The organism is Bowmanella yangjiangensis, assembly GCF_017255015.1.
Lineage (GTDB): Bacteria > Pseudomonadota > Gammaproteobacteria > Enterobacterales > Alteromonadaceae > Bowmanella > Bowmanella yangjiangensis.
In genome coordinates this window covers 1-1,717 of the sequence record NZ_JAFKCS010000165.1, presented here as the reverse complement: position 1 = coordinate 1,717, position 1,717 = coordinate 1, and the positions used below count along the sequence as shown (strand labels likewise).

At 49.6% G+C, this 1,717-nt stretch carries 2 protein-coding genes; one reads left to right on the top strand and one right to left on the bottom strand.

What is annotated here, in order from left to right; all coding sequences use genetic code 11:
• Nucleotides 1-132 precede the first annotated feature (132 nt).
• On the top strand, nt 133-645 hold the full coding sequence (locus J0A65_RS22940) for a hypothetical protein (protein WP_206596618.1): 513 nt from the start codon (nt 133-135) through the stop codon (nt 643-645).
• A 425-nt stretch (nt 646-1,070) separates the two neighbouring features.
• On the opposite strand, the gene J0A65_RS22935 is transcribed toward J0A65_RS22940, so the two are convergent.
• Entirely contained in the window at nt 1,071-1,256 is a 186-nt protein-coding gene (locus tag J0A65_RS22935; RefSeq protein WP_206596617.1) for a YjzC family protein, read from the bottom strand.
• Nucleotides 1,257-1,717: the final 461 nt, after the last annotated feature.

Here is a 1,717-nt window from a genome sequence, read left to right as displayed (position 1 = left end):
CCCTACAAATTACGCGAGCAGGTATTCCTGCATCGGGTGGATATAGTTCTTTGCATCCGCCGTTAGGAATTGTCCGGCTACTCGCTGATATCCTATTCGAGTCCATCATTAGTTATATAGACGGTGGCTGTCGTGTCTAAATGTCTTTGGCTGGTTGTTGCGCTGCTCTTTCTAGGGTGTGCAAGACATTACGATTCACCTGCAGCGGAGCTTGGTTATTTAAAGGGCAGTCGTGAGGGGAATACATCATTGTATGAAGTGAGCTTTTCATCGGCTGTCGATTTTTTGAATATCTTTGAACGAAACAAACGCCCTATAAGCAGCATGCTTCGCTGTTCGCTCGAGGGCGGTGAAGTTTCCATGGACCATGAAGCCGATCAATATTCAGCCAGCGGTTTGGTTCCGGTCACTCAAGCGGTGCGGCATGGCGATGCCTGGGTATACAGGTCGGCATTAAGTTTCTATGAAAGCCTCAATGGCGGGCGAAGTATGCGTCCGCTGAAGGGTGATGAGTTGCGGCGTGTTCTACAGGGCAAGCAGTTCGTTCCCTGCGTGTATACAGCTACGGCTTATGGCTTCAAATCGTATCGTTCAGGCGTCCTGCAGATTCCCACTGCAGACATTCTGTATGGGCTGAATGAGTAGCTTGAGCAGGGCGTGTTTCAGCGGTCTTTCGTACCTGAGGCATGACCCCTTTCAATCATCGGTTTGATCTGCCACCTGTTGTGCACTGCATGCCTTTTGATACTCGTCATATCGAAATATCGTTGATTGGCTGGATCGTGAAATAGAAAAGCCCCGCACCAGGCGGGGCTTTCATTTTCTCTCGCTAGGCTGAACATCCATATCCAGGCAAAGCGCTTTTGAGTGTTCCTAACGGTCCAGACCCACGCTCACCTTCACTAAGGTGTGAACTGTTCGATCAAGAAAAACAAAGGGTTGGATTTGACCTTTTCGCTTCCGCGAAACGCATTTTTCGTTAAAACGCGAAATTCGCCCCTTTTTTCTCATTCAAATATGAAATTCTGTAGATGAGTGCGGGGCGGAGCCGCCCCGCATCATCGTTTACGTTAGCGCTTGCTATCAGGAGTGCGTTCTATCTGCACCCAGGTGTGCCCTGGTTGGCTGGTAGGCGGCAGGGAGGTGCGATCTGGGACAGTTGCATAATTGTCCTTGCGACCACCACGCGGGCCTTGTTCCTGATAGATACCGCCATTTTTTCCGGTGTTTTCACCGGGCTTGCTGCCATTTGCCATGAGATTTCTCCTAATAGGCAAAGTAAGCCCGACTCGCACGAGGATGGGGCGGGACCATTTCTTGTCTTGCGCTTTAGGCATTTCGTCCTAAAAATTTGAAGACAGTAGATCCGGTCTGTAGAATCCGCGCCCAGCTTCAATCCTAATCGGGTTGAGGTGCTTTCCTTGGGGTAGGCCTCAGAAACTTTCCCCCTTGGATCGCCGTTAAAGCCCAGACCGCTTGCGGTCTGGGTTTCTTATTTGCGTAAGACTCTACGCAAACTCGATTTTATCGAGCCCTCACGGCTCGCGTCAAACTTTTGCCACTCTTTTTGCTTGTGTCGATCTGTGCCAATATTTTGGCTTTTTAAGATCGAGTTACTTCTTACATCCAGTAACCGCCCAACGAATCCGTTTCATCATTTAGTGAAACGGATTCGCGGATAAGTGATTTTGAGCGACCCAGGAATCAATCCCAGCTC